At 39.0% G+C, this 24,576-nt stretch carries 27 protein-coding genes and 1 other annotated feature; of the genes, 5 read left to right on the top strand and 22 right to left on the bottom strand.

Going from position 1 to position 24,576, the window contains the following annotated elements; translation table 11 throughout:
• Window positions 1-3 precede the first annotated feature (3 nt).
• From ACNAN0_RS05820 to ACNAN0_RS05770, 11 genes are all read right to left on the bottom strand, one after another.
• The gene (locus ACNAN0_RS05820) at window positions 4-690 is read right to left on the bottom strand and encodes a response regulator transcription factor (protein WP_230913899.1); all 687 of its coding nucleotides are present in this window, start codon (window positions 688-690) and stop codon (window positions 4-6) included.
• A 213-nt stretch (window positions 691-903) separates the two neighbouring features.
• Window positions 904-2,325, bottom strand: a complete 1,422-nt coding sequence (gene gndA / locus ACNAN0_RS05815) for an NADP-dependent phosphogluconate dehydrogenase (protein ID WP_416354118.1) — start codon at window positions 2,323-2,325, stop codon at window positions 904-906.
• A gap of 62 nt (window positions 2,326-2,387) precedes the next feature.
• Window positions 2,388-2,948, bottom strand: a complete 561-nt coding sequence (locus ACNAN0_RS05810; RefSeq protein ID WP_230913897.1) for a DUF177 domain-containing protein — start codon at window positions 2,946-2,948, stop codon at window positions 2,388-2,390.
• 4 nt (window positions 2,949-2,952) lie between these two features.
• On the bottom strand, window positions 2,953-4,119 hold the full coding sequence (locus tag ACNAN0_RS05805) for a nucleotidyltransferase (protein ID WP_230913896.1): 1,167 nt from the start codon (window positions 4,117-4,119) through the stop codon (window positions 2,953-2,955).
• The gene (locus ACNAN0_RS05800; protein ID WP_416354117.1) at window positions 4,101-4,853 is read right to left on the bottom strand and encodes a class I SAM-dependent methyltransferase; all 753 of its coding nucleotides are present in this window, start codon (window positions 4,851-4,853) and stop codon (window positions 4,101-4,103) included. Before ACNAN0_RS05800 ends, ACNAN0_RS05805 begins: the two co-directional genes overlap by 19 nt.
• Window positions 4,850-5,191, bottom strand: coding sequence for a ribosome silencing factor (gene rsfS, locus ACNAN0_RS05795; protein WP_230913913.1), 342 nt, complete (start codon window positions 5,189-5,191; stop codon window positions 4,850-4,852). The genes ACNAN0_RS05800 and rsfS overlap by 4 nt, the downstream gene beginning before the upstream one ends.
• A 33-nt stretch (window positions 5,192-5,224) precedes the next feature.
• Complete coding sequence (gene yqeK / locus ACNAN0_RS05790) at window positions 5,225-5,824, bottom strand: bis(5'-nucleosyl)-tetraphosphatase (symmetrical) YqeK (RefSeq protein ID WP_407929194.1); 600 nt, start codon at window positions 5,822-5,824, stop codon at window positions 5,225-5,227.
• Window positions 5,802-6,467, bottom strand: a complete 666-nt coding sequence (locus ACNAN0_RS05785; protein WP_407929196.1) for a nicotinate-nucleotide adenylyltransferase — start codon at window positions 6,465-6,467, stop codon at window positions 5,802-5,804. Before ACNAN0_RS05785 ends, yqeK begins: the two co-directional genes overlap by 23 nt.
• A gap of 21 nt (window positions 6,468-6,488) precedes the next feature.
• Window positions 6,489-6,800 (bottom strand): YhbY family RNA-binding protein, encoded by a 312-nt coding sequence (locus ACNAN0_RS05780; protein WP_230913893.1) that lies wholly within the window; start codon window positions 6,798-6,800, stop codon window positions 6,489-6,491.
• 11 nt (window positions 6,801-6,811) lie between these two features.
• Window positions 6,812-7,933, bottom strand: coding sequence for a ribosome biogenesis GTPase YqeH (gene yqeH / locus ACNAN0_RS05775; protein WP_230913892.1), 1,122 nt, complete (start codon window positions 7,931-7,933; stop codon window positions 6,812-6,814).
• A gap of 17 nt (window positions 7,934-7,950) precedes the next feature.
• A complete protein-coding gene (locus ACNAN0_RS05770) occupies window positions 7,951-8,478 on the bottom strand; it encodes a YqeG family HAD IIIA-type phosphatase (RefSeq protein ID WP_416354116.1) in 528 nt (175 codons plus the stop codon).
• A gap of 171 nt (window positions 8,479-8,649) precedes the next feature.
• Between ACNAN0_RS05770 and ACNAN0_RS05765 the strand changes: the two genes are divergently transcribed.
• From ACNAN0_RS05765 to ACNAN0_RS05745, 5 genes are read left to right on the top strand one after another with little or no spacing between them, the layout of a single operon-like run.
• On the top strand, window positions 8,650-9,549 hold the full coding sequence (locus tag ACNAN0_RS05765; protein WP_230913890.1) for a VOC family protein: 900 nt from the start codon (window positions 8,650-8,652) through the stop codon (window positions 9,547-9,549).
• Window positions 9,542-10,504, top strand: a complete 963-nt coding sequence (locus ACNAN0_RS05760; protein WP_230913889.1) for a ring-cleaving dioxygenase — start codon at window positions 9,542-9,544, stop codon at window positions 10,502-10,504. The genes ACNAN0_RS05765 and ACNAN0_RS05760 overlap by 8 nt, the downstream gene beginning before the upstream one ends.
• Window positions 10,505-10,507: 3 nt before the next feature.
• A complete protein-coding gene (locus tag ACNAN0_RS05755; protein ID WP_416354115.1) occupies window positions 10,508-11,131 on the top strand; it encodes an alpha/beta hydrolase in 624 nt (207 codons plus the stop codon).
• The gene (locus ACNAN0_RS05750) at window positions 11,128-11,748 is read left to right on the top strand and encodes a flavin reductase family protein (RefSeq protein ID WP_416354114.1); all 621 of its coding nucleotides are present in this window, start codon (window positions 11,128-11,130) and stop codon (window positions 11,746-11,748) included. The genes ACNAN0_RS05755 and ACNAN0_RS05750 overlap by 4 nt, the downstream gene beginning before the upstream one ends.
• Before the next feature lie 51 nt (window positions 11,749-11,799).
• On the top strand, window positions 11,800-12,780 hold the full coding sequence (locus tag ACNAN0_RS05745; RefSeq protein WP_416354113.1) for an NADP-dependent oxidoreductase: 981 nt from the start codon (window positions 11,800-11,802) through the stop codon (window positions 12,778-12,780).
• 61 nt (window positions 12,781-12,841) lie between these two features.
• On the opposite strand, the gene rplT is transcribed toward ACNAN0_RS05745, so the two are convergent.
• From rplT to ACNAN0_RS05690, 11 genes are all read right to left on the bottom strand, one after another.
• Window positions 12,842-13,201, bottom strand: coding sequence for a 50S ribosomal protein L20 (rplT, locus tag ACNAN0_RS05740; RefSeq protein WP_230913885.1), 360 nt, complete (start codon window positions 13,199-13,201; stop codon window positions 12,842-12,844).
• A gap of 59 nt (window positions 13,202-13,260) precedes the next feature.
• Window positions 13,261-13,461 (bottom strand): 50S ribosomal protein L35, encoded by a 201-nt coding sequence (rpmI, locus tag ACNAN0_RS05735; protein WP_230913884.1) that lies wholly within the window; start codon window positions 13,459-13,461, stop codon window positions 13,261-13,263.
• Window positions 13,462-13,532: 71 nt separating this feature from the next.
• Entirely contained in the window at window positions 13,533-14,042 is a 510-nt protein-coding gene (infC, locus tag ACNAN0_RS05730) for a translation initiation factor IF-3 (RefSeq protein ID WP_230913911.1), read from the bottom strand.
• A gap of 32 nt (window positions 14,043-14,074) precedes the next feature.
• Window positions 14,075-14,199 (bottom strand) — a sequence feature (ribosomal protein L20 leader region).
• Between the two features lie 35 nt (window positions 14,200-14,234).
• Window positions 14,235-16,205, bottom strand: a complete 1,971-nt coding sequence (gene thrS / locus ACNAN0_RS05725) for a threonine--tRNA ligase (protein ID WP_230913883.1) — start codon at window positions 16,203-16,205, stop codon at window positions 14,235-14,237.
• Window positions 16,206-16,562: 357 nt separating this feature from the next.
• Window positions 16,563-17,477, bottom strand: a complete 915-nt coding sequence (gene dnaI, locus ACNAN0_RS05720; protein WP_416354112.1) for a primosomal protein DnaI — start codon at window positions 17,475-17,477, stop codon at window positions 16,563-16,565.
• Window positions 17,464-18,927 (bottom strand): DnaD domain protein, encoded by a 1,464-nt coding sequence (locus ACNAN0_RS05715; RefSeq protein ID WP_230913882.1) that lies wholly within the window; start codon window positions 18,925-18,927, stop codon window positions 17,464-17,466. Before ACNAN0_RS05715 ends, dnaI begins: the two co-directional genes overlap by 14 nt.
• Window positions 18,928-18,941: 14 nt before the next feature.
• Window positions 18,942-19,421 carry a transcriptional regulator NrdR gene (gene nrdR / locus ACNAN0_RS05710; protein ID WP_230913881.1) on the bottom strand — a complete coding sequence of 160 codons (480 nt, stop codon included), beginning with the start codon at window positions 19,419-19,421 and terminating at the stop codon, window positions 18,942-18,944.
• A gap of 114 nt (window positions 19,422-19,535) precedes the next feature.
• The gene (gene coaE / locus ACNAN0_RS05705) at window positions 19,536-20,141 is read right to left on the bottom strand and encodes a dephospho-CoA kinase (protein ID WP_230913880.1); all 606 of its coding nucleotides are present in this window, start codon (window positions 20,139-20,141) and stop codon (window positions 19,536-19,538) included.
• Window positions 20,138-20,992 (bottom strand): DNA-formamidopyrimidine glycosylase, encoded by an 855-nt coding sequence (mutM, locus tag ACNAN0_RS05700; RefSeq protein ID WP_230913879.1) that lies wholly within the window; start codon window positions 20,990-20,992, stop codon window positions 20,138-20,140. Before mutM ends, coaE begins: the two co-directional genes overlap by 4 nt.
• A gap of 24 nt (window positions 20,993-21,016) precedes the next feature.
• Window positions 21,017-23,680: a DNA polymerase I gene (gene polA, locus ACNAN0_RS05695; RefSeq protein WP_416354111.1), complete on the bottom strand. Its 2,664-nt coding sequence runs from the start codon at window positions 23,678-23,680 to the stop codon at window positions 21,017-21,019.
• Window positions 23,681-23,823: 143 nt separating this feature from the next.
• On the bottom strand, window positions 23,824-24,549 hold the full coding sequence (locus ACNAN0_RS05690; RefSeq protein WP_416354110.1) for a Bax inhibitor-1 family protein: 726 nt from the start codon (window positions 24,547-24,549) through the stop codon (window positions 23,824-23,826).
• Window positions 24,550-24,576: the final 27 nt, after the last annotated feature.

Here is a 24,576-nt window from a genome sequence, read left to right as displayed (position 1 = left end):
AGTCTAGGAGCGCATAACGTATCCTGTACCACGAACTGTTTGAATATAGCTTGGCTTGCCAGCAACATCGATTTTATTACGTAAATAGCGAATATAAACATCCACAACGTTTGTTTCAGCGTTGGAATCATAACCCCATACTTTACGCAATAAAAGTTCCCGAGATAAAACGACATTAACGTTTTCCATCAATGTCAAAAGCAATTCATACTCGCGCTTGGTAAGTTCAATGATATCCTCGCCCCGACGCACAACTCGATTTTCTTTTTCAATCGTCAGATCGCGATACGTAATGGTGTGTTGCTTATTTGCATTATGTTCGCCTTCAATGTCGATTCTGCGTAAAAGTGCGCGCAACCGTGCTAAAAGTTCTTCAATAGCAAAAGGTTTGACAATATAGTCATCAGCGCCATGATCTAGTCCAGAAACACGATCAATGACTGAATCCCGAGCTGTCATAATAATAATCGGTGTATTTTTGACTTGGCGAACACGACGAGCAACTTCCAAACCATTCAACTCTGGCAGCATTAAATCTAGTAAAATAGCATCCCAATCCTCATTAAGTGCCGCATCTAATCCAGTACGCCCATTAAAGTAAACTTCAGCGTCATAACCTTCATGTTTTAGCTCCAATTCAACGAATCGTGCTAAATTTTTTTCATCCTCAATTACTAATATTCTACTCATTAAAAAAAGCAGCTCCTTATAATAATCCACTTAGTTGGGCTTAATCATATTATATAAATTAAAAAGTGAAACTTTTCCACATGCCATTTTACCATAAGAACCAACTTAATACAGCAAAACTTCATAAATTATGAGCGAATCGTATTAAATTAGGATAACAAAAAACTGAGATACAAAAGTATCTCAGTCTAATCTCATAAATAATAATTATAATTATTGTTCTTTATACCAAGTATAATGAAAAATACCATCCTTATCGACACGTTGATACGTGTGGGCACCAAAATAATCCCGTTGTGCTTGAATCAAATTAGCTGGTAAAACCTCGCTGCGATAAGAATCATAATAGGAAATAGCTGCACTAAAAGCGGGAACAGGAATACCTGCTTGCGCTGCCAAAGCAACGACATCACGAGTGGCTTGCTGATAGTTTTTAGCAACGTCTAAGAAATAATCATCCAATAACAAGTTTTGAAGGTCTGCTTTGCGGTCGTAAGCATCAGTAATTTTTTGTAAGAACTGAGCACGAATAATACAACCTGCACGCCAGATTTTGGCGATTTCACCATATTGTAAATCCCAATTGTATTTTTCGGAAGCAAAACGCATTTGTTCAAACCCTTGGGCATAACTCATAATTTTACTGAAATAAAGGGCTTGTCGAACCTTGTCAATTGTTGCTTTGACATCAGAGATTTCAGGCATCTTATCTGGACCCGGCAAAACTTTGCTGGCGGCAACCCGTTCTGTCTTTAAAGCAGAAATATAACGCGCATAAACAGCTTCGGTGATAAGTGACTGTGGCACACCTAATTCTAAGGCATTTTGTGAACTCCACTTACCGGTACCTTTATTACCAGCAGCGTCTAGAATCATATCAACGATCGGATCATCAGTGCCTTCGTCATCTTTGCGTGTTAAAATTTCGGCTGTGATCTCAATCAGATAACTTTCAAGTTCACCCTTATTCCACTCATTGAAGACACCTGCAAGATCTTCAACGGAATAATGCAACACATTACGCATAATGTTATAACTTTCAGCGATCAATTCCATATCGCCGTACTCGATACCGTTATGTACCATTTTGACATAATGGCCTGCGCCATTTGGGCCAATATAAGTGACACAGGGTGCGCCATCGTTAGCTTTAGCAGAAATTTGTTCTAGAATAGGCGCTACTAGATCATAAGCCTCTTTTTGACCACCAGGCATCATCGAAGGCCCTTCAAGGGCACCAAGCTCACCACCAGAAACGCCCATACCAATGAAATTAATGCCAGATTGATCTAATTTTTCATTGCGACGCATGGTATCTTCAAAGAAGGTATTACCACCATCGATCAATACATCGCCTTTATCAAGCAAAGGCAATAACTCATCGATCACTGCGTCAGTACCCGCACCAGCCTTGACCATCATTAAAATTCGACGAGGCTTTTCGAGTGATTTAACGAAATCCTCAATTGTGTAACTTGGTACTAATTTCTTTTCACTGTGTTCTTTCATAACAGCTTCTGTTTTAGCGGCAGTCCGATTAAAAATTGCGACTGTGTAGCCCCTGCTTTCAATATTCAAAGCTAAGTTTTTGCCCATTACGGCCATGCCGATAACACCAATTTGTGGTTGATCCATGAAATATACCCTCCTATTTAAATTCTTTGTTTATCCTAGCATATCTACTTCCCAAACTTCAATTAATCTGTGTTTTTTCTGTCTTGCCCAGAGAATAAGTCTTTTAATTTCTCGAATTCAGGGTTGGGTGTGCCCTCTTCTTCAGACTGAGCAGTTTGATAATCTGCTTCGGAAACGACATGCCACCCCTGGCCTTTAGGCATGATATCTGCTGCCTTTTCTTCGGGCGTCAACACTTGTGATGGAATGCTCAAAATAATATTATCTTCGATAGATTGCTGAAGATCTATTTTTTTGTCTTCAATTTCAATGACTACCTCATCTTCAAAATTCTCATCATCAGCATTTTCACTCGTCACATAAACTTCGGAAACGTAACGATCAATTGGTAGAGATACCGGTGCCAAGCTTCGTGTTGACGGCACTGTAATCGTACCAACAAGATGCATATCTAAAATCCAAGCATCATGGTCAAAAGTCAAACTACCCTTAACAGTAAACGGCTGGGCATCGCTAATCTCACTTAATCTCTGATGCAATGCCTGCTTTAAATCCAAAGTTTCATTAAATTGCAACGGTTTTTGCTGAAACTTTGCAAGCTCAGCTAGCGTCCATTGTAACAATATACTACCTCCTGATATAAATCGGTTGACGACCATAATTTTGACTGACATGCGTTAATAATTCAACGAATTGATCTACCCGGTTTTGTAAATAAAAAAGACCATCTGATTTAGTATTCTTTGAATTGGCGCGAGTAATAATTGGTAACGTGATTTGCTTTTTTACCTGATTTAAATAAGCTCGACCACACTCATTAAATCCCAGGGGATGAACAAAATCTTTGGCTAAATGCATTTCAGATTTTGTAACGCCTAATAAAATATAAGTCAATACGCGTTGTAGTCGTGCAAAAGTGTAACGCTTAGTCTTAATAGCATGAAGAAAGTCCGTAAAAGAATCGCAATCTCGGATATGTTGCAGTATTCGATATTCTAGACCTTCGTTGATCTGATAGATTTTTGCCAACCGCTCTAAATCTGTGGACAACAAACGATACTTCAAAAATTCAAAACAGTTGGTCCAATTCAAAAATTTAGGTGCTTGTTTCAATTCAAAGACACTCGTTTGTGGCAAAAAAGCCGTCAATGCTTCTGGCAACACACCCGCTAATAATTGATTGCGTAACGCACTTGCACTTTGATATTTTCCAGTCTTAACAGAACTGTCATGTTCGACACCTACGCGCTGAATTGGTACTAATGACAGCGGCATTGCCAAATCAGCATTAGCCCGAGCATAACTCGCAGCCAATAGCATATTAGGTTGATCAAAACTCAGCCCCAGCTCATTTTGAAAGAACTCATTAATTTGGGTGGCATAAGTTTTCCGATAATCAACAAAATAATCATTTCGGTTTGGTAACTGCCGCAATTTAAAGCCCAGTTGTTGATAATTTATCTCGGCAACTTCAGTGCCAAAAGCCAGATGCTCACATTGCAACGCACTTAAAATTGTCAATGCACCTTTTGCAAACAAGTCTGCTGGTTGGACACTATTAGAAAACGGTAACTCCACAACAAGGTCTGCCCCATTTGCCAAGGCCATCGCCGTTCGTTGATACTTATCGACAATGGCAATCTCACCACGTTGAACAAAATTACCACTCATTACAACGACCAAAACATCCGCGTGCGTTTTGATTCGAGCCATTTTTAACTGATATGCATGTCCAGTATGAAAAGGATTATACTCAGCAATTACCCCACACGCAGTCAATTTTTTTTGTTGCACTTAAAAAAATACCTCTCTGAATCTGATTGAATTTCTGTACGACCGAAATCAGCAGTAGCTACAATATTGACAAAGCCAGCAGCCGTCAATAATTGCTTAAAATCAGATACTGCGTAAGTCCGTTCATGGTGAATTTCTTCAATAGCTTGATAGCCTTGAATACCTTCATCCCAAACAAAAAAAGTCAGTTCATGCACCACAGCATGTGCGCGTTGGTCATCCGCATAACTAGACCACATAAAAGCTAAATCTTCAAATTTAGCATTATACATGTATCCTGGAAAAATATGGTCCATTTGATAAAGCGAATGAACATCAAATAAAAATATGCCGCCAGGTTTTAAGGCACGATAGACGTTGCTAAAGGTCTGTGCCACCGCCTTAGAATCGCGTAAATAACAAAGTGAGTCATCAAAACAAGTGACCACATCAAAATTTGCTGGAAAACCCAGGTCTAACATATCTCCTTGAATTAAAGGAACTTTCAATTGAGCTTCAGAAATTTTCTGATCGGCTAGTGCCAACATTTCTTCAGAAATATCCAGCCCCGTTACCTGATAACCGTGTTGTTGTAAACGAACTGCCAAGTCACCAGTCCCACAGGCCAACTCTAATAGTTTAGGATGGACACCCGTCTCACGTAGTACAGATTGATTGACGTAAGTAGCCCACTCGTCATACATTGCCTCGTCCATGAGTCGATCATAGACGCTAGCAAAGGTTGTATAAATCATTCTGTAACCCACTGTGAAACATTAACTAACGGTGCATCAGACCATAATTTTTCAAGATTGTAGAAATCGCGTTCTTCTTTTAAGAAGACGTGCACGACAATATCGCCTAAATCGATCAAAAACCAGCGAGAGCCCTTCTTGCCTTCCATATGTTTGATTTCAAAACCATGTTTTTCTTCCTTATCGACAATTTCACTAACAATAGCTTCAACTTGCCGTTCGGAATTTCCATGCATGATCAAAAAATAATCTGCCAGGAGACTAACTTCTTGCATATCTAACGCCACAATATCTTCTGCATGCTTGCCGTCAGCGGCCTTAACTGCTACTTCTAACATCTGTTGACTATCCAAGTATTCAAAACCCCTTTATTAATTTTCTAAATATTCCCGCCATGTATTATAACTTATAATTGTTTTCGGATAAATCTTAGCGCCTTGCGTCACCAAATACCTTAAAGTATGTTGCAATTCAAAAGCAACACCGATTGCTAACGATTTTTGAGCTGCTTTTCGAGCTGCGTCAATACCCGGGAAATTGCGGTTTGGTTCAATATAATCAGCAATAAAAATAATTTGATCCAACGCTGACATTTCGACATCAGCTGTCGTATGCTTAGCAACGGCCGATAAAATGGCAGTATCAAAAATACGTAAATCACGTTTGATAAAATAGGTGCCGACGACACCGTGCCAAATCCCGTTGTTATAGCCTAATAACTCTGGCGCTAATTTTTGAGACATAATGACTTGCTTAAACGCTTCGTCTGGAAATTGCTTGGCATAATCATGAACAATCCCAGCAATTCGTGCTTTCACCGGATCAGCTGAATACTGTTGTGCCAATGCTTCAGCCGTATCCGCTACTCGCAAAACATGATTATAGCGGCTATCGGTTAATTTGGCATGAACCTTTTGTAATAATACCTCATAATCATATGGTAGTACTTCATTTATTTTTGTCATGAACATACAGACCCTTATCATAAATATAGTCTTCAACTGCATTTGGTACTAAATAATGAATCGAACGATTGGTACGAACACGTTGCCGAACATTACTAGATGAAATATCAATCAGTGGTGCATCCACCCAGATCACTGGATAGGGTGAATGGACAGCATAGTCTTGACGACGAACCCCTACGAAATGAACCATTTTTATTAATGACTCAATTTTATACCACTTTGGTAAATAGGCTACCATATCGCCGCCGATAATAAAATAATAATCTGTATCCGGATGACGCAGCTTTAGCTCACGAATCGTGTCATAAGTGTAACTTTTACCACCGCGTTCCAATTCAAGCGTTTCTAATTCAAAATTCAAATTATCCAGAATCGCTAAATTGACCATATCTTTTCGAAAAGTGCTTGGGATCGTTTGTTTCTGATCAACATGGGGCGGTTGATTGTCTAGCATAAAAAGAACTTTCTCCAAACCAAGTTGTTTTAAAACTTGATCTGCCATGATTAAATGACCTAAATGTGGTGGGTTAAAAGTCCCCCCGAGAATACCGACCTGTCTTCTCTGATTCAGATAAACCAACTTGCGTTTAACTTCAGTGGATATGACTGGTTGTCGCAGTGTGACTGTCTTTTGCTGCACATTAATCTCTTCCTTATCAATTAAATATTATAATTCAGCAATCGATTTGGAAATGTCTTGAAACTTTTCTTTAGTTGATGGGCGAAAAACTAAAATCGTCCGACCAATAATCTGAGCAATCTCAATTTTATGATCCTGAGCAACTAACCACTCAGCCGTATCCTGAGGTGTTACAGCTGCTGCTTGCAATAAAGATATCTTAATCAGTTCACGTCGTTCTAAAGTCGCGTCGACTTGTGCAAACAAATGCTGTGAGAATTCATTTTTACCGATTTGCATGATTGGCCGCATCGTTTGACCCTTTGAACGTAAGAAACGCTTTTGTTTTCCTGTTAGCATAATAACTCCTTTTAAATAATTGCTGGTCGAACTGCAACATTGACACCTTCAGGTACATAAGCGGCCACTAGTCCTGGATGTTTGACTGTGATCCATCCTAACCCGGCATAAACAATGTCACTCGGTTCTTGAATCGAAAATTCTTGACGAACAAGTTTGGGAAAGTTCTTGAGATCCTCAGTACGGGGTGGTGTTAATAATTGCCCAATCTGTCTCGTATAAAATACATCCGCATTCTCTAGCTTGGTGCGATGGAGATACAGTTGATTATCAGCATAGACGGTAATTCCTTGACGTGCACCTTGTATATAATCAAAACGTGCAATACCCGCCAAAAACAATGTCTGTCTAGCATTTAACTGAAACGTTTTCGGCTTGATTTCTTTTTGCGGTGCGATCAAATTCAAATCTTTGTCATTTAAATAATGCGCCATTTGATGTTCATGAATAATACCTGGCGTATCAATTAGGTAGCGACCATCTTCAAAGGGAATTTCGATTTTATCCAAAGTTGTACCTGGAAATCTTGAAGTTGTGATCAAATCTTTGATGGTCATATTCTGACGAATCACTTGATTGATCAGTGTTGATTTACCTACGTTCGTAGTTCCAACCACATAAACATCTTTATCTTCACGATAACGATCGATCACTTTTAAAAGTCCTTCAACATTTTCACCGGTTTTAGAAGATACCAAAACTGTTTTGATTGGCCGTAGACCTTGAGCATGACTTTGCACTTCTAACCAGTGCCGAATCTTTGGCCTTGAAACTTCTTTGGGTAAAACATCTACCTTATTGCCGACAATAATCACAGGGTTTTGACCCACGAAGCGATGTAAACCTGGGATCACACTACCATCAAAGTCAAAAATGTCAATCACGTTAATGATCAGTGCATCTTTAGTACCAAGTTCATTTAGCAATTTAATAAATTCATCATTTGCAACAGATACTGGCACAATCTCATTATAGTGTCTTAACCTAAAACACCGTTGACAATAAATCGTTTCTGCGTTTTGTGTCAGCTGTTTTTGCAAAGCACTATTAGGAATATACCCTGGAGCAGATTTATCCAAAGTTTGGATCTTAGCACCACAGCCAATACAATATATATCTTCAGTTAAGTCCATGCATACCTCCAAAAAAATTAGCGGTCCGTCAATTTTTGATGCCAAATTAAAGGACCGTTTTGATAACGTAACTTCATAAAAATAAATTGCTCTAAAAAGCGATTAATGCTTGTGTTCCAACCATCAGTTGCTACCAGCGGTTTGACTAGAACTGTACGAATACCTGCAGCATTACCGGCAAAAATATCCGTCATCAACTGATCGCCAACCATTACAGTTTCACTGGGGCGCAAGTTAAATTGTTGAATCGCATGACGAATCCCTTTTGTAGTTGGTTTTAAAGCTCGTGAAATAAATGGTACATCAATATCCTTGAGTGCCAGTTTAACACGCTGATGGTTATTATTAGAAACCACAATAACTTTGATTCCCGCTTGAGTTAAGTGTGCCAACCAATGTTTGAGCTCATCGGTTGCGCGCTTATCATTCCATGGTAATAATGTATTATCTAAATCTGTCAGAATATTTTTAATATCTAATTGTTTAAGTTGATCAGCATCGATATTAAAAATGGACTCAATCATAAATGTTGGCGTAAAACTCACAGAACTTTCTCCTATTTTTCGTTTTATACATATACATTTATACATTATAGTAGATTTTAGCATTTAATGCATGTTTTATGGTAACCTTGTTTTGTAAGCGATTTATTAAGTCCAAAGTTATTGCTTACTTTGTGTAAGTAATATACAATAACTTAAAAGGGAGGATCTAACATGTCAAAATTGCATCACGTCTCCTTATTAACTAAAGATGCTAAAAAGAATATTGCATTCTATACACAAGTCCTTGGCTTTCGTTTCGTTAAAAATACGGTAAATCAAGAAAATATTCATATGCGGCACCTGTTCTATGGTGATTATTTAGGCACACCAGGTACTGTTACTACTTTTTTTGAAGTGCCTAATATCGGTCATCGTTATGACGGCAAAAGCTATTTGAATGGCATCCATTATGCAATCCCCGAAGCTAGCTTATCATTCTGGTATGACCGTTTGAATCATTATCACATTATGACCACACAGGTTGATGATAATTTACAATTCAATGATCCAGATGGTGTCACAATTACGCTCCATCCAAGCTTTAAAGCGCTGGCACCACAACAATATGTTTCTAATAATATTCCGGGCAACTACCAAATCGTCGGCCTTTTAGGTACTGAACTACACGTGCCAGAAATAGCACCGACACTTGACTTTTTTGAACGTTTTTTAAATTTACATTTTGAAGATGATCAATTGCTGCTGGATGATGGTAACTTTTTAAAGATTATGTTTTCTAATTCAACCGATAAGCACCGCTTTGGCCGCGGTAGTATGGACCATGTTGCATTAACGGTAACAGACATTAAATCACTGCAGGCCATGATTCAAAAAGCTCAAGATCAAGGTTGGTCAATTGAAGAGGTCCGCGATCGTGGCTGGTTCACCAGTCTCTATATTCGTGAGCCGAACCATAACCGAATTGAATTTGCAACGATGACACCCGGATTTACCTTAGATGAACCCTTAGCAACGTTAGGCGAAAGCTTAGGCTTGCCCCCTAAATTTGAAAGCAAACGTTCCGAAATTGAAGCATATTTTAAACAAAGGAGTGTCGTTTTTAATGGATAATGAAAATTTACTAGGTTTACACCATGTGACTGCGATTACATCGGACGCACAAAAAATATTTAATTTCATGTCTAAATTATTGGGCTTACATTTAATAAAAAAAACAGTCAACCAGGATGATGTCTCAGCCTACCATCTTTATTTTACGGACGATATGGGCACTGCTGGTACAGATATCACCTTTTTTGAATTTCCCCATCTAGCCAAGGGTAAAAAGGGAACCAATCTAATTTCACGAATTGGCTTTCGTGTGCCTAACGATGCAGCTCTAACTTATTGGACCAAGCGATTCGAAGTAAATCACATTACGCACTCAGAAATCAAAACACAATTCAGAGATAAAATTATCCAATTTGAAGATTTCGATGGTCAACAATATCAGTTGGTATCCGATGAACATAATAGCGGTATTTCTGGCGGTACACCCTTTAAAAAAAGTGACGTCCCTGCCGAATTTGCTATTGTAGGTCTTGGCCCCGTTCAAATTACCGTTTTTAATCAAGGCCATTTAAACTTGATCTTAACTGAACTGATGGGCTTTACTCAAAATGAAACAGAGGGTGCTTTTACTCGGTATGAGTTAAATAATGGTGGCCATGGTGCTGAAGTGATCATGGAACACCGCGAAGATGTTGCTCCCGCTGAAGAAGGCTATGGTAACGTACATCATTTAGCCTTTCGCGTTAGTGATGAAACTGTTTTGCGAACCTGGATTGAAAAAATCAAAGCCTATCGCTTGCCACAATCTGGTTTTGTAGATCGTTTTTACTTCAAATCTGAGTACTTTCGTGCTGCACCACAGATTTTATTTGAGATTGCAACGGATGGCCCTGGATTTCTACAAGATGAAACTTATGATGAAGCAGGTATTCATCTGGAACTACCCCCATTTTTGGAAAATCGGCGTTCTGAAATTGAAGCTGGCTTAACACCAATTAAAACGGAGCTGAAATAATTAATGAAAACTAATGATATCAATTACGAATTTGTTCAAGGATCAGCCCATGTTGCACCTTTACTTCTGCTACATGGGACTGGCGGTGATGAGAAGGACTTACTACCGATTGGACATTTTCTCTCACCAGAAGCAAGCCTTTTATCTATTCGCGGCCGGCTCATTGAGAATGGTCTTACCCGTTACTTCAAACATACAGCAACTGGTGGTTTTGATCTAGATAGCTTAACTCAAGAAACTAACTGGTTATTTAATGCCATCAAAACCCTAACAAACGAGCATGGCTTGTCTATCTCTGAGATGATCGTGGTGGGTTATTCAAATGGCGCAAACGTTGCTGCGAAAGCGATATTGGCTGGTATTAGCCCAATCAAAACTGGGATATTTTTTCATCCGATGGTTTTAGCAGCTAATGAAGCAACACCAGCAATTACAGATACCAAAGTTTGGTTATCTCACGGCAATCAGGATCCAATCGTTTCGCCAGCAAACTTTAACGCTTTAAAAACAATGTTCCAAAAACAGCAAGCTGATATGACCGCTTATGAAGCCAACCAGTCACATAATCTTTCCGAAAACGAATTAGAAGCGGCTAAGGCTTGGTTAAGTACGAGTGGTCGAATATGATTACCTATGCGGCACAAGATTTATCGCACATAGATCAATATAAACTTTTATCGGGTAGCGTGATTCCACGACCTATTGCCTGGGTCACAACTTTAAATTCAGACACAAAAGTCGTTAATCTAGCGCCCTTTAGTTACTTTTCTGTCGCTAGCAATCAAAAGCCGATTATTAGTTTAGCAATTTTGCGGCAGAATCAGTCTGTTAAGCATACAGCGTTCAATATTTTACACCAAAAAGAAGCTGTCATTCATATTGTCAGCGCAGAATTTGCTGCGGCAATGAATGCTACAGCAGCCGGTATAGCTGCTCAAAATAGTGAGCTGGATCTAATTAATGAACCGCTAATTAAAAGCGATTTTATCGCGGTACCTGGTTTAGTCCGTGCCAAGATTCGTCTAGAAACAACCTTATATCAACATATCCCATTATTAGATAAAAATAAGCAAGTTATGACTGATCTGTTACTCTTAGAAGTACAAGGATTTCATTTTGCCGAACACATCTTGGATGAAACAACAAAACATATTGATGTCGAGGCATTACAACCACTTGGTCGCCTAGCAGGTCCAAATTACACTTATTTAGGTAAAACTTTTTTCATGCAACGGCCGAAATGAGCTATGATAGAACTATTGTGCCATATTTTAAATTAATTGGAGGTTTTGCTTATGAAATCTTTTGGTTTTAATACTTATGGTGCACCAGAAGTATTTGAAACAATTGAGCGCCCTAAGCCCGAACCTAAAAATAATCAGGTTTTAATCAAAACAGTGGCTTTTGGTGTTAATCCTTATGATGTGAAATTACGCCGAGGTTCAGAACAACAGAACCGGCCGCTGGCCTTCCCCATTATTCCAGGCTCTGATGTTGTCGGTCAAATTGTCGCTATGGGATCAGAAGTCACTGATTTTGAAATTGGTGACTGGGTCATTAATCTACGACCGTTACGTGGTTATAGTGAATACGTCACGGCCACCACATCTAAAATTGTCAAAAAACCTAAAACTATGTCTATTTTAGATGCTGCCAGTCTACCAACACCAGGCGTTGCCGCCTATAATATTATTCATCGATTCTTAAAACGTTTTACGGATACAAACGACAAAACAATTGCTGTAATTGGCGCAAGTGGCACAGTTGGTTCAATTGTTGTCCAAATTGCTAAAAGCTATGGTAATCGAGTCATTGGCATTGGTGCCAAGAAAAATGCCGCATTTATGCATTTGATTGGTGTAGATGAGATGGGATTTTATGATCAAGAAGATGTTGGGGCCAAATTTGAGAATCAAGCTGATTTCGTCGTTAATGCGGCTATGAATGGAACAGACAATGGTTTGATCAACCAACTCGTTAAGGCTGGTGGCGGCTCAATTGCTACTGTGGGTGATATCGCCCCAGTGATTACTAAATCTGGAACTTCACTGGCTTACGTCCATCAAGACAAGAGTTTTGATACCAACCAGGCTTTGCGTTTTCTCACCCACTTATCACGAACATTTGGTTTAATCATTCGCGCTGATGAGGCACTTCCTTTTAATGTTCAAGGTGTCATTACGGCCCACCAGAAACTGGAACAACATACTAATGAAGGTCATTTAGTTATTGCTCAAAAACACGAACGCACAACAACTCATGGCCCGGCTAAATAAGTTAAATATTTTTTATACAAAAAAACCACTCATAATTAAAGAGTGGTTTTTTTGTGCTTTATTAAGCAGCTAAAGCTTTTTTAGCAGCATCAACAAGTGCTGTAAATGCAGCAGCATCACTGATAGCTAAATCAGCAAGCATTTTACGATTGATATCAATACCAGCGACTTTTAAGCCATGCATTAATTTGCTATAGCTAATTTCATTTTGACGTGCAGCAGCATTAATACGTGCGATCCATAATTTACGGAAATCACGTTTACGTTGCCGACGATCTCTAAATGCGTAACGATACGAATTCATTACCTGTGCATTTGCAGATTTGAATAAAAGATGCTTAGCACCTGTATAACCTTTTGCTAATTTTAAGACTTTCTTACGACGTTTGCGGGTAACTGTTCCGCCTTTAACACGAGCCATGGTTTTTCCTCCTTGAAACGATCATCTGACTTGGTCAGGACTGTTAATTTAAAGATTGATTATTTTACTTGTGAAAGCATTTGACGGTAACGACCGCGATCTGCGCTTGATACTAAAGTACCTTTACGTAATTGACGACGTTGTTTAACCGTTTTGCCATGGAAACGATGCCGTGTATAGGCATGGTGTCTGGTTAATTGACCAGTGGCAGTTTTCTTAAAGCGCTTTGCAGAAGCGCGATGTGTTTTTTGCTTTGGCATAATTGAAAAATCCTCCTAAGTACAGAACCTGATTAATAATCAGGTTCGAAAAATGTATGTGACAGTAAAGCTTATTTACTGTCTTTTTCGGCTTTAGGGGCAAGCATTAAGAACATGCTGCGCCCATCCATTTTTGGATGAGATTCGACAGTTGCAACATCACTAGCTTCTTTGGCTAGTTTTTCCAACACTTGACGACCAATGTCCTTATGCGTGATTGCCCGGCCTTTGAAACGAATTGAGACTTTAACCTTATCACCTTTGCTCAAGAACTTACGAGCATTGTTCAATTTCGTATTAAAGTCATTTTCTTCAATAGTTGGACTCAAACGAACTTCTTTAACACTGATGGTCTTCTGTTTCTTACGAGCTTCCCGTTCTTTCTTTTGCATTTCAAAACGGTATTTCCCGTAATCCATGATTCTTGCAACTGGTGGTTTAGCTTTCGGCGCGACAATTACAAGATCTAAGTTGGCTTGGTCTGCTAACTTTAGAGCATCTTGTTTAGATTGAACACCTAATTGATCACCGTTTTCAGCAATAAGACGAACTTCGCGGAAACGAATGTTGTCATTTACCATCATGTCTCTTGCTATGGTCAAGCACCTCCATAAAAGTAGAAAAAAGGCGGATTTCCACAGAAATCCGCTCGTAATCTTCATTCATATAACGTTCAATGAAAAATACAACCCAGAGGCTCAAAAGCATAGGCGAGAAGACGGACTTCTACTTTCTTATTTTTTACAACATCAAACAGTATACTTAACTATCGTTTACTTGTCAAGTTTACTTTCAACGGTATTTTCTTTACCAGTACGACTATAATTATTGATTTCAGCAATAATTGCATCAACAAATAAATTAACATCTTCTGTAGTTGACTTCTCAGAACCGTATTTACGAACAGAAACCGTGGCGTCCTCAACCTCTTGGTCCCCTACAACTAATGTATATGGTATCTTCTGAGTTTGCGCTTCTCGAATCTTATAGCCCATCTTTTCGTTACGCAAATCTACTTTGACTCGGATACCCTTTGCAGCCATGCGTGCCTTCAATGATTGAGCATAATCAGCATGCAAGTCCAAATTGACCGGAATTATTTCAACCTGGTTTGGTGCTAGCCAAGTTGGGAAAGCACCCTTGTAAATCTCAGTTAAGTATGCAATGAAACGTTCCATTGTACTAATTACACCCCGATGAATCATAACTGGCCGATGTTCTTTGCCATCTTCTCCAGTATACACTAAGTTAAATTTCTCAGGCATCATGAAATCTAATTGGATCGTTGATAAGGTTTCGTCATTGCCTAATGCTGTCTTAGTTTGAACATCAAGTTTTGGACCGTAGAAAGCAGCTTCACCTTCAGCTTCATAATAATCTAGGCCTAAATCATCCATGGCACCCTTAAGCATTGATTGTGACTTATTCCACATTTCATCATCATCAAAGTATTTTTCCGTATTTGCTGGATCACGGTAACTGAGCCGGAATGTATAATCTGTAATATCAAAGTCTTCATAAACACTCATCATTAGCTGTAAAATCTTCTTAAATTCATCTTGAATTTGATCTGGGCGCACGAAGGTATGACCATCGTTCAATGTCATTTCACGTACCCGTTGTAGCCCAGACAAAGCACCAGATTTCTCATAGCGATGCATCATGCCCAATTCGGCAATCCGAATTGGTAATTCCCGGTAACTCCGTAAATGATGTTGGTAGATTTGAATGTGTGACGGGCAATTCATCGGCCGTAATTCCAGCATTTCACCGTCACCCATATCCATTGGTGGGAACATATCTTCCCGATAGTGGTCCCAGTGACCAGATTGTTTATATAGATTTAAATTAGCCAATACTGGCGTATAAACATGTTCATAACCGGCAGCAACTTCGCGGTCAATGATGTAACGTTCAATTGTCCGTCGAATCGTAGCCCCATTTGGCATCCAATATGGTAACCCGGCACCAACTTCTGGATCAACGAAGAAAAGATCCAATTCTCGGCCTAATGTCCGATGATCACGTTCTTTAATTTCTGCCCGCCGTTTAAGATCAGCTTCTAAGTCAGCTTGTTTAAAGAAGGCTGTCCCATAAATTCTTTGCAGCATTGGGTTACTGGATTTACCTTGCCAATAAGCACCGGCAACAGATAACAATTCAAAAATCTTGGCTTCTCCGGCCTTATTCAACAAAGCACGATAGCCAAAGTCAATAAAGTCCCCTAATTGGAAAGCAGCAATCTGCACACCCGTTTCAGCATTGATCAATGATTCCATATAAGGATCATCAGCGAATTCTTTGAGTAAATCGGCTTTATCAACAAGTACCCGCTTGATTTCACCATTGGCTTTAACTAGCTCTTGCATCTTATTTTTGATATTTTCTAGATCATTAACAGTCACTTGGCCATCAGCATTATCTGTATCATAGAAAAAGCCATCTGAAGTAGAATGACCTTCGCCAAAATGCATTTTAGGATACAAAGATTTTAAAGCAGCGGCCAATAAAAATGCAGCTGTATCATTTAATACGATCAAGGCATCGTCATCTTGCGCCGTTAAGATTTGCAGCTTACCATCTTGTTTGATTGGTCGTTGTAAATCAACCAATTCATCATTAAATTTACCGGCAATTGCTTTTTTACCTAACGAAGTGCTGATAGATTTAGCGACATCTAATACAGAAACACCCTCATCAAAAGGCTTCTTTGAACCGTCTGGAAATTCAATTGAAATTGTCATATCTAAAACCCTCCAAGTTTTTGCGCTTTAACGTTGTAGTTGGGTATAAAAAAAGCCCTAGAACAAACTACAATTTGTTCTAGGGACGCTTTATTAAAAGCGCGGTTCCACCCACGTTAAAATCACAAGATTTTCACTCTTAGCTGATATTGGTTGCCAACCAATTTCGATCGAAACTATAATTCATGAAAGTGGTTTTGCAAGTTAGGATTTTTATTGATGTTTCAGCCATGCATCAATTCTCTGCTACCTTTTGCAACATATCTTTCAACTCAAGGACTATTAAAACACGATTTACATGAAACCGCAAGTTCCTTTTGAAAAACATCTGAAAATTGATAACTGACCAGTGACTAACTAACGCCGATTTTCACCCGCCACTGAAATCTCTTGACTTAAGAAGTGGATGCGTTCCATGATGCGTGCGGCTTTAATAGGTTCATTACCCTTATTGCTATTACTCAAAAAGGTTTTTAACTCAGTCCAGGAAAAGTTTGAAGTAAAACAGGTCGGGAGCTGTTCTTGCATCCGGTATTGCAAGAGCACGCCGAGGACATCATCTCTGATCCAAGCGCTCGGAGATTCAGCACCAATATCGTCTAACATTAAGACAGGGGCACTTTTCAAGCTATCAATACGATCAACCACACCATTAGTACTGATCGCACCACGCATTTCAACGGCCAGTGTTGGAAAATGAATCATTGCAGTTTGAATGTTGCTTTGAGCGAGCTCATTGGCAATTGCGCTAAGTAAATATGTTTTACCAACGCCAAAAGCCCCATAAAGATAAAGCCCTTTGTGAAAAATATTTGGTTTGGTGATCATATCTTTAACAAATTCCATAGCTGCCATCAAGGCTTGCTTGCGGCCAGTAGTAATATCGTAATCTTTAAAACTCGCCGTCTCAATCGCTTTAGGCATATTGACCCGAGTCACACGCTGCTTCAAAGCCGTATTTTGCTGCTGGGCAATCAATGCGGCACTAGGTTCATATGAAACATCGATTAGGCCGTTACTAATGACCAATTTAGGAATATAACCTGGAATTAAACCGGATTTGCCAGCACGTACCTTATTTTTTTCCCGTACGAATTCGTATAGTTTAGAGGCACTGCGTTCGATTGCTGCTTGATTTAAGCTATCATGGTTATTCTGCAGAAAAGTTTGCACATCTGAATCCTGTATCGTCTGTTGAATCACGCGCTGGTAATTTTCATTTAACTTTCGCCGATCCATATAAGCCGCAAACTGGTCACTAAGACTTTTCACGTTTCTCCCTCCTTTGTTTGATATCATTCAATTGATCAAAAAGTTTATCGAACTTAAGGTCATCCTGACTAGCTGACTTAGTGGCAGAAGGCGTGTGTTTACCCTTATTTTGGGTATTGGTTGATTCTTCTGATAACTCTGAACTTTGAGATTCCTGATACCATGCAGGTATTGGCTCAGTAATTTGTTTGGCCTTTGGGGTCCGACTATAACGTTTCCCATTAACTGCTTGATTGGTACGTCCATTGGTTTGGTAATGAGCTTGGATACGTTTTAACGCAGCTTCAGGCGTTTGAATATCATTTTGCTGCCAATCATTGGCTACATTTTCAATGAAAGCCAGCGTCACGGTACTACTTTCAATCAAATTAGCATAGGTCAACATATTGATCAATGCGTCAGAAAAAATATTGCGATGTTGCAATTCCCGTAAGACTCGAGTTTCACCCTTACCTACGAACCCTTTTTTCAATTGTTTTTGCCAAGCAAGAAAATCAGTTACTGATAAAGCCTTTGCTTGACGTAACAAGCGTTGTTCATCATCTGAGTAAGTTTGTGCTGCCTTTGAAGCTGAAGTATCATTTTCAACTGTTTTTGCTTTCACAGTCGTCGATTTAACGCTGCCTTTAGTTTGAGTGTATTCCTGTAACGCTAAACTCTCTAACTTTCGTGGATTAATTTCATTAGTCACAATATCTAAAGTACTTGTGATCAAGTTAGCCATGGCCACTTCATCAATACCATAAAATCGATGCAGTTCATAAATCATTTGCTGATTTTTTGTGAGTTCGGTTTTGGGTATTTGATAACGCTGTAATAAATCTTGTAATAATGCCCAATCAAATGATTGTATTTCTCGCGTTGAAAACGATGTTGGTGTCCGGTCTTTGATCTGAAAATTTGCTTTTGTTTCTTGAATACGGTCGGCATCTGTAACGGCATCTTTGACTGCATTAGGAAAGATACTGGCAAATGGTACTGTAATTTCCTTTAGGTCTTTTGTCACTGGGTGTAACTGAAACTGCGCTTTAATTTGATCAAAGCGTTGAGTCCCTACCGTTTGATAAAGTAATAAACTTAATAAATCCTCATGAAAAAAGTTGCTTGGATCTAAAGGTGCATATAATTCATAGACAAAATAACGCCCCATCATATCTTCAGCCGTATAGGTTCGCAGTAAACTTAAAGCTTCCAATCGACGTCGTGCTGTTTCCACGGCGACAAGATCAACACCCAGTGTATCCAATAAAACCCGATGCAAAGGGCGTTGTGTACGCATCAAATCAGGATTTTCAAGAGATTTTAATGTCGTATATAACGCCGCTGCAACGGGTCCAAGAATTGGTTGATATAAATAAACAAGATATTTATTTTGGGCATCATTATAATAATCCGCATGAGTCACTAAAAAACCATCTTTGGGCGAAAATTGAACATCACTACCATTCATTTTGTCACCTCAAATCATTCTTTTTTATCACTAGCCGGTTTAGCTTTATGCATCATCTCTTGAACTTCCTGCATAAATCCATTCATATCCTTGAATTCACGATAGACACTTGCAAAGCGAATATAAGCCACATCATCAATTTTGGCGAGCAGTTGCATAACATATTCACCAATCTCACCGGATTTGACTTCAGTCTCGCCAGTCGCCCGAATTTTATTTTCAACTTGATCAACTAAATCGCGCATTTGATCCATTGAAATTGGCCGCTTTTCAGCGGCGCGAACGACGCCACGTAATATTTTTTCACGATTGAATTCTTCTCGCGTCCCATTTTTTTTGATTACTAGTAATGGAGTTTGTTCAATACGTTCAAAAGTCGTAAAACGGTAGCCACAATTTTCACATTCGCGACGGCGCCGAATAACTCGACCTTCGTCAGTTGGTCGACTATCGATGACTCGTGAGCTATTGTGATGACAATGGGGACATAACATGATTATCTCTCCTATATTTCAACATAGATTAACAACTACAATGAATAATTATTTAAACTTACAATAAAAATAGCGTAAAGTGACTAACTTTGCAAGTTTATACGATGACGATGCTTAACTGGGGCTAAAATCTTGTTTTACAAGAAATGCTTTAACTTGCTGTTTCAAATCGGCTATCGACCCCGTATTATCCGTATGATAATCCGCACGAGCTAACTTGGTATCAATATCTAGCTGACTATTGATTCGATTCATTGCTGCTTGCCTAGATAAACCGTCTCTGGCCATCAATCTTTTTAATTGCAACTCACGTGGCACGTAAGCAACCATGACCGCATCGACTATTTTTTCATAATGGTATTCGTATAATAATGGTATATCTAAAATGACTAATGGCACTTGTTTTTTCTGCCAAGAAGTTAACTGGGCCATAATTTCTTGGCGAATCAATTGTCCATTGATTCGATCAAGCAAATGCCGTTTATCTGTATTTGAAAAAACAATTTCACCCAATCGTTGGCGATCCAAACTACCATCGGCTTTAAGAATTTGTGGTCCAAAATTAGCGACAATATTAGTTAAGCCGGGAGAGCCTGGTGCCACAACTTGATGTGCGATTTTATCGGCATCCACTATTGGACAACCATAATCGCGAAATATTTGTGCAACTGTCGTTTTTCCGGTGGCAATGCTTCCTGTTAAACCTAATATATAAGTCATTGAATCACCGCCATGGTTGAATCCGCAGGTAAGACTTGTTCTTGCGGGCAAAAATGAGTGCCCCGACCGCCGACTTTGATTTTTTGGATCAATGCACCACAGCGTTCACAAGGTTGCCCTTCACGACCATAAACATGGAGATTAAATTGAAAGTGTCCTGAATCTCCATTAGCATCTACATACGAGCGGATCGTGGTACCACCAGCAGCCACAGCCTTTTTTAACTCTGCTTGGATGGCAGCATGCAACGATTGAGCTTGAGTAAACGTAACTCGATTTGCTGGTAATAAAGGATGGATTTTGCTTAACCAAAGTACTTCATCACAATAAATATTTCCCAGACCTGCAACTGTATGCTGGTCTAACAAAACAGCTTTAATATTTTTTTTATGTTTCTGTAGTCTCTGATAAAAATCAGCAACTTGAAAATCAGGCGATAATGGCTCTGGCCCTAGAGCATGAATTCCAGACAACTGATTCTCTTGACCAGTTTTTAATAACGTCATCCGTCCAAATTTACGAACATCTGCGTAACGCAATTGTGTCCGATCTGTAAACGCAATAATCACATGGGTATGTTTCGTAACTGGCTCATCAGACTGATTTAAAAAGTATCGTCCTTCCATGCGCAAATGACTGACCATTGTCAAATGGCCTGACAGTCGGAACAACAAATACTTTCCACGCCGATCAATTGCCTCTATGGTCCGACCCGCTAACTGCTGCTTAAATTCTTCACTATCGTTAGTCACAATTTTGGGCCATAAAACTTGGACGTCAACAATTTTTTTACCAACAACTAACGCTTTTAACCCACGTCGAACTGTTTCTACTTCGGGTAATTCTGGCATTGTGCACCTCTTTGTTCTATTAAGTTATGCTTTAACATCGTACCAAGTAGCGCCATGACCACTATCAACCTTCAAAGGCACATCCAGCTGAATTGCTGAATCCATAACACTTGGAACGAGCTTTTCTAAAATTGGCAGTTCACTCTTTGGTGCTTCAAAAATTAATTCATCATGAACCTGTAATAACATTGTGGCCTGAAGTTTTTCAGCTTTCAATTTTTGAGCCATTTGAATCATTGCAATTTTAATAATATCAGCGGCACTTCCTTGAATTGGTGTATTCATTGCCGTGCGTTCTGCAAACGAACGTAGATTGAAATTCTTTGAATGAATATCTGGCAAATAACGGCGCCGATGTAACAAAGTTTCGACATAGCCCTGTTCACGAGCTGTTTGAACAATAGCTTCTGTCCAGGTTTTAACCTTCGGATATTGTTCAAAATAGGCTTCAATAAACTGCTTAGCCTGTTTCCGTGTGATACCAATGTTTTGGGAAAGACCATAATCACTAATACCATAAACAATGCCAAAATTGGTTGCTTTTGCCTGACGACGCATATTTGGGGTAACTTGTTCTGGGCGATCCAAACCAAAAATCTTCATCGCAGTATTGGCATGAATATCGCGGTTTTCCCTAAATGCTGCTTGCATGTTTTCATCACCCGAAATATGAGCCAGCACACGCAATTCAACCTGAGAATAATCAGACGAAAAGATCTCCCAGTCCTTATGCCTAGGGATAAAAGCCTGACGAATTTGGCGGCCTTCTTCTAAACGAGCAGGTATATTCTGCAAATTTGGATCAACAGAAGATAGCCGACCAGTTTGTGTTAATGTCTGTAAATATCGTGTGTGTACCTTATGATCAGGATGGATCTGTTTCAACAAACCTTCAACATACGTAGATTGTATTTTTGAAATTTGGCGATAGTTTAAAATTTCATCAATAATTGGTGAAGCAGACCGTAATTTCTCCAAAACATCAACTGAAGTAGAATAACCAGTTTTAGTCTTTTTAATGACGGGTAACTGCAACTTTTCAAATAAAATTTCAGATAATTGTTTGGGTGAATTGATATTGAACTCTGTACCCGCAATTTCATAGATATTTTTTTGGATTTGTGCTAATCGCTGTTTGAACTCACCTTGCATCGTAGTGAGGCGCTGGGCATCAACCGTAATTCCTGCAATTTCCATATCGGCCAATACAATAGCCAATGGCATTTCTAAGTCTATGAAAAGATCCCATTGTGCATGTTGTTTTAGTTGATCACTTAATGGCAAACGCAAATCAGTGATTGCTCGGGCTTTGTTAGCCAAGTGTGTGAAGAACAGTTTCTGGTCCGCTGGTATTTGTCGCTTGGCGCCTTTACCATAAACGGCTTCATCTGTTTCAACTTGCGTATAATCATGTAATCGTGCAATTTCACCCAAATCATTACTATTATTGTTAGTATTCAATAAATATGATGCCAACAATAAATCAAAATCTACGCCTGCCAATTTGATATCTAAGCGATTTAAAGCCACATAGGTTCGTTTTAAATCAAAAACGGATTTTTTGATTGCCGCATCGGTTAATAGACTCTTGATTGTCGGTTCTTGTAACAAACTGATATCGTTGGAAACATACCAATGTCCCTCACTACCAAGGACAAACCCATCCAAAGTTGCGGTGTGATAATTATCATCTAACATTTCGATGATTAGACTGATTGGTTGCTTTAATTGCTGAAGCACATCTAAATTATCGCCATTTAATAGCGTGTACATTGCATTGTTTTGCATTTGCGGTGTAGCAGTCCCTGTCGTGACATCTAATTGCGCTAAAAAGGCATTAAAATCCATTGCCTTGTAGAACTCAATTAACTTTGCTTGGTCTGGGCCATGATAAATTGTGTCATCGAGTTGAACTTTGAGCGGAGCATCTGTTCTGATTCGCGCTAAGTCTCGGCTCATATATGCCTGATCTTTATCATTGATCAGATTTTCTTTCATTTTACTTTGCTTTAATTCATCAATATGTGCATACAAGTTATCAATACTGTCAAATTGAGTTAAAAGTTTTAAAGCTGTCTTTTCGCCAACTTTTGTCACACCGGGATAATTATCAGAAGTATCTCCCATCAAACCTTTAAGATCTACAATTTGACCCGGTTCGATGCCAAGTTTTGCTTTAACATGAGCTGGTGTATAGGTTTCAAGTTGATTGACACCTTTAACAGTCACCTGCACAGTAGTTTTGGTAGTTGTCAACTGCGTCAAGTCCCGATCTCCCGTAACAATTGTTGTACTAAAGCCAACAGCTTCAGCTTCTTTAGCGAGCGTTCCAATGATGTCATCAGCCTCATAATCCTTTAATTCATACCATTTAATACCATAACTATCTAAAAATTCGCGCATATATGGTAGCTGTTCTGCCAATTCACTTGGCATCTTGGCACGCCCACCTTTATAATTCGCATATTTAACGGTTCGAAAAGTCGTTTTGCCTGCATCAAAAGCAACCAAAATATGTGTCGGCTGTTCTTGTTTAATAACCGTTTCCAGCATATTCTTAAATGCATAAATTGCATTAGTATGTAACCCATCATGATTTGTGAAGTGATCCAACGCATTATGCAGTGCAAAAAAAGCACGAAACATCAACGAGTTACCATCAATTAATAAAAGTTTTTTTGCCGTCATATTGACCTCCAATAATTCCTAGTATTATTGTATCAGAGCCCACAGATGATTCAAATTCTAAATTTTAGAATTAAGTAAAATCACCGATTTTAGAGTAAATAAAAACCGGAACAGAAAAATCTATTCCGGACATAGCTGAGCCATTAATTATTTTGCGTATCAAAGCCAAAAATCTGCAAAATATGCAGGAAAATATTAATAAAGTCTAGATATAAATTTAACGCTCCCATGACAGCGATATTATTCAAACTAACATCTGCTGACAAATCACCACGGTTGACACTTTGATAATAGACACCCTTCAAGTATTGGTTATCATAAGCCGTCAGCATTGAAAAAATCAAAACGCCAACGTAAGAAAGTATCAGTTGCATGAAACTAGATTGCATAAATAGATTGATCACTGATGCTAAAATCAGGCCAATTAACAAAGCCATACTCATCTGACCCATGCGTGATAAATTCCGTTTTGTTACAAAACCTACGATTGCCAAAGCAACAAACAGTGCCGCAGCAGTCACAAAGGCTGTCGTAATATCTGCAATATTATAAAACGACAATGTTACGGATAATACAAGGCCGTTAATAGCGGCAAAACTTGCAAATAAAGCTAAGTTAATTGCCGTTGATCGCCGCTGGGTTGCTCGAAAACCAAAAACCATTGCAATTTCAGCAATAAATAAAATCCAGAGTGTCATTGGATGTTCTTGTAACAGCTGACTGTACTGATCTCGAAATGTATTCAAAGCCAAAAAAGAAATCAATGCAGAAATAGCAATACCCAAACCCATATAACTATAGACTCGAGTGAAGAAGCGATTTAAACCGACATCTTTGACGTAAACTTCTTTTGAAGGTACCTGTTGCATAAAACTGCCCCCTTTTACATAACTTAA

The organism is Agrilactobacillus fermenti (assembly GCF_047943045.1).
In the GTDB taxonomy this organism is placed as follows: Bacteria; Bacillota; Bacilli; order Lactobacillales; family Lactobacillaceae; genus Agrilactobacillus; species Agrilactobacillus fermenti.
Note: the sequence above shows the minus strand (reverse complement) of the source record. Positions and strands in the feature narration are given on the sequence as shown.

What these genes read in the sequence shown, in the direction of transcription:
- ACNAN0_RS05820 (WP_230913899.1), bottom strand. Translation starts at nt 690, where the DNA reads ATGAGTAGAATATTAGTAATTGAGGATGAAAAAAATTTAGCACGATTC.
- gndA (WP_416354118.1), bottom strand. Translation starts at nt 2,325, where the DNA reads ATGGATCAACCACAAATTGGTGTTATCGGCATGGCCGTAATGGGCAAA.
- ACNAN0_RS05800 (WP_416354117.1), bottom strand. Translation starts at nt 4,853, where the DNA reads ATGATTTATACAACCTTTGCTAGCGTCTATGATCGACTCATGGACGAG.
- rsfS (WP_230913913.1), bottom strand. Translation starts at nt 5,191, where the DNA reads ATGTTAGAAGTAGCAGTTAAGGCCGCTGACGGCAAGCATGCAGAAGAT.
- yqeK (WP_407929194.1), bottom strand. Translation starts at nt 5,824, where the DNA reads ATGTTCATGACAAAAATAAATGAAGTACTACCATATGATTATGAGGTA.
- ACNAN0_RS05780 (WP_230913893.1), bottom strand. Translation starts at nt 6,800, where the DNA reads ATGCTAACAGGAAAACAAAAGCGTTTCTTACGTTCAAAGGGTCAAACG.
- yqeH (WP_230913892.1), bottom strand. Translation starts at nt 7,933, where the DNA reads ATGGACTTAACTGAAGATATATATTGTATTGGCTGTGGTGCTAAGATC.
- ACNAN0_RS05765 (WP_230913890.1), top strand. Translation starts at nt 8,650, where the DNA reads ATGTCAAAATTGCATCACGTCTCCTTATTAACTAAAGATGCTAAAAAG.
- ACNAN0_RS05760 (WP_230913889.1), top strand. Translation starts at nt 9,542, where the DNA reads ATGGATAATGAAAATTTACTAGGTTTACACCATGTGACTGCGATTACA.
- ACNAN0_RS05755 (WP_416354115.1), top strand. Translation starts at nt 10,508, where the DNA reads ATGAAAACTAATGATATCAATTACGAATTTGTTCAAGGATCAGCCCAT.
- ACNAN0_RS05750 (WP_416354114.1), top strand. Translation starts at nt 11,128, where the DNA reads ATGATTACCTATGCGGCACAAGATTTATCGCACATAGATCAATATAAA.
- ACNAN0_RS05745 (WP_416354113.1), top strand. Translation starts at nt 11,800, where the DNA reads ATGAAATCTTTTGGTTTTAATACTTATGGTGCACCAGAAGTATTTGAA.
- rplT (WP_230913885.1), bottom strand. Translation starts at nt 13,201, where the DNA reads ATGGCTCGTGTTAAAGGCGGAACAGTTACCCGCAAACGTCGTAAGAAA.
- rpmI (WP_230913884.1), bottom strand. Translation starts at nt 13,461, where the DNA reads ATGCCAAAGCAAAAAACACATCGCGCTTCTGCAAAGCGCTTTAAGAAA.
- infC (WP_230913911.1), bottom strand. Translation starts at nt 14,042, where the DNA reads ATGGTAAATGACAACATTCGTTTCCGCGAAGTTCGTCTTATTGCTGAA.
- thrS (WP_230913883.1), bottom strand. Translation starts at nt 16,205, where the DNA reads ATGACAATTTCAATTGAATTTCCAGACGGTTCAAAGAAGCCTTTTGAT.
- ACNAN0_RS05715 (WP_230913882.1), bottom strand. Translation starts at nt 18,927, where the DNA reads ATGAATGGTAGTGATGTTCAATTTTCGCCCAAAGATGGTTTTTTAGTG.
- nrdR (WP_230913881.1), bottom strand. Translation starts at nt 19,421, where the DNA reads ATGTTATGTCCCCATTGTCATCACAATAGCTCACGAGTCATCGATAGT.
- coaE (WP_230913880.1), bottom strand. Translation starts at nt 20,141, where the DNA reads ATGACTTATATATTAGGTTTAACAGGAAGCATTGCCACCGGAAAAACG.
- mutM (WP_230913879.1), bottom strand. Translation starts at nt 20,992, where the DNA reads ATGCCAGAATTACCCGAAGTAGAAACAGTTCGACGTGGGTTAAAAGCG.
- polA (WP_416354111.1), bottom strand. Translation starts at nt 23,680, where the DNA reads ATGACGGCAAAAAAACTTTTATTAATTGATGGTAACTCGTTGATGTTT.
- ACNAN0_RS05690 (WP_416354110.1), bottom strand. Translation starts at nt 24,549, where the DNA reads ATGCAACAGGTACCTTCAAAAGAAGTTTACGTCAAAGATGTCGGTTTA.